A 395-nucleotide genomic window follows, 5' to 3' on the forward strand; every position below is an offset into this window, starting at 1 on the left:
AACTTTGTCACGAACTTCACACGTATCACACTACCAATGATGTTGAAGCCGTTAACACCATTGTTGATCGCGAGTTTTGCATTTAACTTCAACAACTTCGTACTTATCCAGTTGTTGACTGGCGGTGGTCCAAACATGATTGGTACATCAGAGCCTGCGGGTTACACCGACCTGCTAGTAAGTTACACCTACCGAATCGCATTCGAAGGTGCTGGTGGTCAAGACTTCGGTCTAGCAAGTGCAGTAGCAACGCTTATCTTCCTATTGGTTGGCGCATTGGCACTTATCAACCTACGCGTAACTAAAGTAGCTCAGGACTAAGGAGAAATTACAATGGCAATGGTACAAGGTAAGTCATTAAAGTATCGTGTTTGGGCTACTCATATTGCAATGTG

The 395-nt window shown here is 44.3% G+C and carries 1 protein-coding gene; it reads left to right on the plus strand.

Annotated elements, in window-relative coordinates; all coding sequences use genetic code 11:
* Positions 1–321: ABC transporter permease subunit (locus IQR33_RS18795; RefSeq protein WP_416222687.1), on the plus strand; the 321-nt coding region annotated here is incomplete at its 5' end.
* Between the last annotated feature and the right edge of the window lie 74 nt (positions 322–395).

Origin of the sequence: Vibrio sp. OPT46 (assembly GCF_015163535.1) — a bacterium.
GTDB classification, from domain to species: Bacteria; Pseudomonadota; Gammaproteobacteria; order Enterobacterales; family Vibrionaceae; genus Vibrio; species Vibrio alginolyticus.